Here is a 6575-nt window from a genome sequence, read left to right as displayed (position 1 = left end):
CCCGACGTCCACGCCTACAACGCGGACGGCCAGGAGATCTACAACCAGAAGACCCAGCCCAACGTCAAGGGCACCCGCCCGTAGACGTCACACCGCACGCACGGTGGTGGGGCGATCATCCCCGGCGGGTCCTCGGCCACGTCCCTCGCCCCTTCGCCGAGTGGGCCGCCCGCGACGCCGTCGCTCCGCTGACCGGGCAGCCCCGCGGGAACCCCGGGACCGGACACGGACCGGGGGCGCGGAGGGCGGCGTGCCCGGCAGGCCGCCGGTCGGGTGTCAGCGGCCTGTCGGTGATGCGCCGGTCAGATGCAGGTGGGCTCTGGGACCTTCAAGAGGTCCCGCCGGGTGCCGATCCGGCTGCGGATTCAGGGGAAGGGGATCTCTTGTGCATGACGTAGTGATCGTGGGCGCCGGCCCGGTGGGGCTGTTCCTCGCCTGCGAGCTCGGCCTCGCGGGCTGCTCGGTCCTGGTGCTCGAACGGGATCCGGAACCCCGTTCGCCGTTCAAGGCGCTGCCGCTCGGCATCCGGGGCCTGTCCTCCGCCTCGGTCCAGGCGTTCTACCGCCGCGGGATGCTGCACCGGCTGGTGAAGGCATCGGGCGTCGACGACGAGCCCGGCGCGCACCCGGGACCGGACGCGCCGTCGGTTCCCCGTCGCGGTGGCCACTTCGCCGGCATGATGCTCGATCCGGCCAGGATCGACTCCGCGGCCCTGCCGTACCGGCTGCCCAACCCGGCACCGGAGGGCATGCCGACACACGTCGAAGCCATCGAGGCGGTGCTGGCCGAGCGGGCCTCCGAGCTGGGCGTGGACGTCAGGCGCGGCGTCACGGTTTCGGCCATCGCGCACAACGACGGGAGCGTGATCGCGCAGGCGGGCGAACACGCGTACACGGCACGCTGGCTGGTCGGCTGCGACGGCGGACGCAGTACCGTACGCGGGCTCGCGGGCTTCGACTTCGTCGGGACCGAGCCGCTGTGCACCGGCTACACCATGCTCGCCACCGTCGCCGACCCCGAGAAGCTGAGCCCCGGGTTCAATCTGACACCCACGGGCATGTACCTCCAGCCCGCGGGGGACTACATCGCCGTGCTGGACTTCGACGGCGGCGCGTTCGATCGCTCGCGGCAGCCGACGCGCGACCATCTCCAGACGGTTCTGCGCCGGGTGTCCGGCACCGACGTGACACTGAGCGAGGTCCGTCTCGCGTCGAGCTTCACCGATCGGGCGATGCAGACGACGGCCTACCGGCACGGACGCGTCCTGCTCGCGGGCGACGCCGCTCACATCCACTCGCCCCTGGGCGGGCAGGGACTCAACGCCGGCATCGGCGATGCCCTGAACCTGGGCTGGAAGCTGGCGGCGGCCGTGCACGGACACGCGCCGGACGGACTTCTCGACACCTACGGCCGCGAGCGCCATCCGGTGGGGTCGGCGGTGCTCGACTGGTCGCGCGCACAGGTGGCGGCCATGCGGCCGGACCCGCACGGCCAAGCCGTCCAAGGGGTGATTCGCGACCTGATCAACACCCGTGACGGAACGACCTACGTGTTCGAGCGAATATCGGGATCGTCCATCCGCTACGACCTCGGCAGCGAGCACCCGCTGGCCGGCCGCAGCGCCCCGGACTTCTGCATGGAAGACGGCACCCGTCTTGGCGACCTGATGCGGGACGGACGGGGCGTCACGCTCGACTTCAGCGCCGACCGATGCCTGCACGGTCCGGCGAGGGGCTGGGAGAGCCGGATGCGGTACGCGGCCGGTCCGGCGAAGGACGACCTCGGATTGGGTGCCGTGCTGGTCCGGCCCGACGGCGTGGTCGCCTGGGCAGGCGATCGCGCACCTGATCGTGAAGCGTTCGAGCGGGCCGCGGACCGCTGGTTCGGCGGTCCGGAAAGCTGAAACGGGCGCCGCCCGGCACCCGGCGTCGCCTTCGGTTCCGAAGTCCCGGACGGCGAAGGCCCGACCCTCAACATCGTGGGACCCACCCCGGCGGCCTGACGGCCGCCGGGGTCGTTTCACACCGCTCCGTCGATATCGGGCCCGTCGCTTTCACGAAGCTCGGATCACGCCCCGGACCGGCTGCGGGTAGCCGATCTCGGCGATGTCCTCGGCCAGGTCCACGAGGGTGAGCTCCGAGTTCAGCGATGACACGAGCTTCCGGCTCAGCGGTCGCAAGGCATAGACGTCGCGCACCGCTTCCAGGTCCACGGGAACCTCGTAGGAGTCCTCGGCGAAGCGCTGGAACGCTTCCGGCGAACGGTCGACCAGGAGCTCGAACAGGCCCGTTGCCCCGTCGGGGTCGGAACACTCGGCGGGGAAGTCCATCATGCCGTGCCGCCACCGATCGTCCGTCGCCTCCCGCCACAGGCAGGCCGTCACGACGGGAACGTCGTCCTCGTCGGTGAACGCCGGCTCCTCGACGAAGGGCCTGAAGACCTCCGGAACCTCGTCGATCACTCCCGGCCAGGGCTCGCCGTCGTTGCCGTACGGGCTCATCGGCGCTTCGTGGTCGAATCCACGGACATAGGCCCCGGCAGCCGAGAACACGATGGAGTACTCGTCCCCCGACCCGTTGCGCATCGACGCCATCTCCTCGCCGTCGGCCCAGCCCGCGTTGAAGGAGTAGTACCGGCCTTCCCAGTCCGGGCTCAAGATCGCATCGAGCATCGCCAGTGAGCGGCACAGGTTCCGCAGGTCGGCGATCGAAGGGAGCCGGCGGGCTACGTCATGGACAGTCACGTGCTCATCCAAGCGGATGCCCCTGACACCCAGGTTCTCCCCCACGGCTGTCACACTCACCAGCAGCGCCGAAGTCAGGTGGGTCGACTCGCGACGGTTGAATACGCGAGCCCACCAGTAGCGCCCCAAGCTCCGGAAGCCGGCCGAACAGGTCGGGGAGGCCGCGCACGCCGTTGCGCACGGACTCGTGAGACAGCGCGAGGCCGGGGCCGGTGCTCGCCTCGACACCGGCGAGGCACCGGAGGATGTTCCACCTCGTGTGCCCCAGCCAGCCGGCGACCATGAACACGAACCAGCTCGGACCAGACGGCGGCAGCGCTCCGCCCCCCGTGACATAGCCGTCGAGGACCGAGCGGAAGACGGCGGGCTCGATGCCGTCGAAGCCGGGCCCCTTCGCGAGGCTCAGCGCGGTCGAGCCCAGCTCGCCGGACAGGTCGAGCATCCCCGAGAGCTCCCAGTCGAGCACCACCGGCCGCCCCTCCCGAGCGAGCAGGTTCCACGGCTGGATGTCCCTGTGGGTCAGCACCACGGGGCCCGGCCGTTCGCAGGTGTCGACGAAGTGGGCGATCGCGAGGAACGTCTCGACGTGAGAGGCGAGTTCGTCGGCCCACGGCTGTCCGGTCGCCGCCGCCCGCGCGGCGAGCTCGGGCCAGTCCCGTGACGTCGGTTCCTCGATCGACTCATGGGGCCACGCGACGTCGAGCGCGTGGATGCGCGCGAGGATCTCACCGATCTCGAACGCGTACGCCGCCGACACCGGTGCCTCCGGCACCTTCTCTCCCTCGACCCATCGATGAACGAGCGTGCGGTGGCCGGCCGAGATCGGCTCCGGCATCGGGATGCCGGCGGCGAAGGCCGCCCGCTCGAACCTGAACACGTCCTCGACACGATAGGTCCAGCGGCGGTCGACGAGGTTCAACTCCTTCACCGCGAAGGACCCTTGGTCGGTGTCGAGCCGGTACATCCGGTTGGCGAACCCGCCGTGGACGCGAGTCATCGGCCCGATCGGCGTGCCGAGATGCGAAAGGTCCATCCACGCATGCTAGTGCCGGCAGTCCCTCTGGCCTGCCGGCCTGCTGGATTGGCCCGTGGTGGCATCGCACGGCGTGGGACCATCTCGGCATGCGACTGATTGCCGATGGGGCCACGCCGACGTCGCGGTTGGTCCTGGTGGAGGACTTTGAAACCGACAACGGCTACGCCTTCGAGCCGGCAAGACCGCTCTTCCTGGCCGTCGGCGATCGAATCGGCTTCGAGGACGGGAAGCCGGTCGTCGTGCGGGTGAGCGGAGAGCGGCTGGTTCCCGTCGGCGGCTGGTCCACCCCGCTGCGACATCAGGGCCGGCCGACGCAGCTGACCGTGCCGCCAACACCCCTCTTCGGGCCGCCTGTTGAGACCGTCACGGCCTGGTCGTCCACCGGACAGCAGTACGGCCTCGGCGTGATCTTGTGCGTTGCGAAGCACCCATGATCGGCTCGGCTCCGCCGCCCCGGTCGGGCCGTCGGCGGTCAGGCCGTCGGCGGGCGGCGGGGCTCAGCGGCCGGGGTTCTCGTCGATCCGGGCGATGTGGTCGAGGACGGCGCCAGCGCCGTCCTCGGCTGCCATCAGCCCGGCGACGACGGCCGCACGGCGGCGGACCGGCTCGGCCAGCGCGGCCGTGATGGCGGCGGCGAGGCGTTCGGCGGTGAGGTCCGCGAACGGCACGGGCTGCGGGGCGACTCCCAGCCGGTGCAGCCGTGCCGCCCAGAACGGCTGGTCGACCATGACGGGCACCGGTACGGCGGGGACGCCGGCGCGCAGCGTGGCGCCGGTGGTGCCGGCTCCGGCGTGGTGGACAACGGCGGCGGTTTGGGGGAAGAGCCAGTCGTGGGGGAGGTCGCCGATGGACAGGATGCCGTCGCCCGCCGCCTCCAGGCCGGCCCAGCCCGCCTGGACGACTGCGCGCACGCCGGCTTGCCGCACGGCCGCCGTCACCAGTTCGCCGAGCCGGGCACCCTCGCCCGGTGCCATGCTGCCGAAGCCGATGAACACCGGGGCCGGACCGGCGTGGAGGAAGTCGAGCAGTTCGGCCGGGGGTTGCCAATCCAGCGGCCGGGCGGGCCACCAGAAGCCCGCCACGTCGACCGGAGCCGGCCAGTCCGCCGGGCGCGGCAGCAGCAGGGGGCTGTAGCCGTGGACGACCGGTCGGGTGTGTCCGAGCGGCGGCGGTGGTGTCGTGCCGGGCAGGCCGAGGCGCTCGCGCATCCGGGCCACGGCGCCCGAGAACAACCGGTCCGCGCTCCGGAGCCGTTCCTGGCCGGCGGCCAGGTTGCCCTCCGGTCCCAGGTCCTCGCTGCCGGCGGGGCCGGACAGCGGGAACTCCCTGGTGGCGAAGGCGGGCGTGAGGTAGGTGCCGAGGACGGGCACGCCGTGGGCCTCCCCGGCCGTGCGGCTGAGCGGCGACGGGGCGAAGGCGGTGAGCAGCAGGTCGGCTCCGCCCGCCACGGCGTCCGCCACGCCGTCGGCGAGCCCGTCCACGAACGCGGTCATCAGCGCGCGGGTCTCCTCCGGGGAGGTCGCGCGGGCCCTGGCGCGGATGAGTTCCTCCGGGTCCCCCGGCAGCGGCCGGTGCTCCAGGCCGCAGGACTCGATCAGTGTCGTGAAGGTCGGATGGGCGGCCACGGCGACCCGGTGCCCGGCGTCCATCAGGCGCCGGCCCAGGCCCGTGAACGGTGCGACGTCCCCGCGGGAGCCGGTGGTGACGATCAGGATGCGCATGGAGGTGATTCTCCACGACGGGCCCGTACTCGTTCGGCTCCGCCCGCTCACCGCCGGGGACCTGGGGCTGTACGGACGGCTGCTCGCCGGGCGCGCCGCTCTCACCGCCACCGACCGCGCAGAGGGGGCCAACCTTCGTTGAAATTTGGCCGATAATAAATCGACCCCGCCTCTTGCCTCAACCTGCGCTCCCAGGTGCATAGTTAAAGCCCGGCTCAAGGCGCACACCTGTGGAAACGCCTTCCCATTGCGTCGGCCCCAGAAAGCGGGGCGCGCGAAAGAGGTTGTTTCCCGTGCGAGAAGAGGGCATCTCTCGGAGGGGGCGGCTCGGTGGCAAGGCATGGAATTCGCAGGTTGACAGCGTTGGGAAAAGCCGTCATCGCGACAGCGGTGACGGTCTTCACGATCTTGGCGACCACGGGTACGGCCGGTGCCGTCTCCGGACCAGGCCCGAACAGTGCCCGCCCCGACTTCTCGGCCCAGGCGAGGAGCGTCGGGCTGAACACTTCTCAGGCTGCGGCACTTCAGGACACGGTCAACGGCTATCTGGCCACAATGGGCGGGACCCAGACGGCCATCAACAAGATCGACCTGAGCGCGGGAGGGAGACTGCTCATTCCGTTGCCCGGGGAGCAGCGGGCTCGTGACCTCTCCGCGCCGGACGGTCCCGAAGAGTTCTGCCCGTACACCTATGTATGCGCTTTCAGCTTGCCGAACTTCTGGGGCACGTCCCTGCAGTTCTTCACCTGCAATCAGCTGAATCGCATCACCTGGACCGGGACCGGATCGTGGATCAACAATCAGCGGGCCGCATTGCACGCCACGTTCTACGACCGCAACGGGAATCTCGGCTGGACTTCACCCGGTGGCTTGAGCTGGGACGTTGAAGCCTCCTGGGACTGGGTCTGGTGGCTCAGCCCCTGCTGAGCCGGACCGCGCGCCGGTATGGGCGCCCGCCGGCGCCGTGCCGGGCCGGTGGACGGGCGCTGCCGGGCAGCCGTGGGGGCGGCCTCCGACACGGGCGGGGGCCGCCCCCCCCTCAGGGGGCGGGCGGGGGGTGCGTTGGGGGGGGGCC

Annotated in this window: 7 protein-coding genes; 4 read left to right on the top strand and 3 right to left on the bottom strand. The window is 71.2% G+C overall.

What is annotated here, in order from left to right; all coding sequences use genetic code 11:
* The first annotated feature begins 385 nt into the window (after positions 1 to 385).
* Positions 386 to 1903: an FAD-dependent monooxygenase gene (locus ACWGKU_RS39900; RefSeq protein ID WP_452179106.1), complete on the top strand. Its 1518-nt coding sequence runs from the start codon at positions 386 to 388 to the stop codon at positions 1901 to 1903.
* Positions 1904 to 2053: 150 nt separating this feature from the next.
* On the opposite strand, the gene ACWGKU_RS39895 is transcribed toward ACWGKU_RS39900, so the two are convergent.
* Both ACWGKU_RS39895 and ACWGKU_RS39890 read right to left on the bottom strand, forming a co-directional pair.
* A complete protein-coding gene (locus ACWGKU_RS39895) occupies positions 2054 to 2761 on the bottom strand; it encodes a hypothetical protein (RefSeq protein ID WP_452179130.1) in 708 nt (235 codons plus the stop codon).
* Positions 2748 to 3776, bottom strand: a complete 1029-nt coding sequence (locus ACWGKU_RS39890) for a phosphotransferase family protein (RefSeq protein WP_452179107.1) — start codon at positions 3774 to 3776, stop codon at positions 2748 to 2750. The genes ACWGKU_RS39895 and ACWGKU_RS39890 overlap by 14 nt, the downstream gene beginning before the upstream one ends.
* An 89-nt stretch (positions 3777 to 3865) precedes the next feature.
* On the opposite strand from ACWGKU_RS39890, the gene ACWGKU_RS39885 reads away from it, so the two are divergent.
* The gene (locus ACWGKU_RS39885) at positions 3866 to 4213 is read left to right on the top strand and encodes a hypothetical protein (protein WP_452179108.1); all 348 of its coding nucleotides are present in this window, start codon (positions 3866 to 3868) and stop codon (positions 4211 to 4213) included.
* A 63-nt stretch (positions 4214 to 4276) separates the two neighbouring features.
* Here the strand turns inward: ACWGKU_RS39885 and ACWGKU_RS39880 are convergent, their stop codons facing one another.
* Complete coding sequence (locus tag ACWGKU_RS39880) at positions 4277 to 5500, bottom strand: glycosyltransferase (RefSeq protein WP_452179109.1); 1224 nt, start codon at positions 5498 to 5500, stop codon at positions 4277 to 4279.
* On the opposite strand from ACWGKU_RS39880, the gene ACWGKU_RS39875 reads away from it, so the two are divergent.
* Positions 5499 to 5642, top strand: a complete 144-nt coding sequence (locus tag ACWGKU_RS39875) for a hypothetical protein (protein ID WP_401048889.1) — start codon at positions 5499 to 5501, stop codon at positions 5640 to 5642. The genes ACWGKU_RS39880 and ACWGKU_RS39875 overlap by 2 nt on opposite strands.
* 212 nt (positions 5643 to 5854) lie before the next feature.
* Complete coding sequence (locus ACWGKU_RS39870) at positions 5855 to 6427, top strand: peptidase inhibitor family I36 protein (protein WP_452179110.1); 573 nt, start codon at positions 5855 to 5857, stop codon at positions 6425 to 6427.
* Positions 6428 to 6575 lie beyond the last annotated feature (148 nt).

The sequence above is a fragment of the Kitasatospora sp. NPDC054768 genome, from assembly GCF_053612025.1.
The sequence above is the reverse complement of the archived record's forward strand: the minus strand, read 5'-3'. Positions and strand labels throughout refer to the sequence as shown.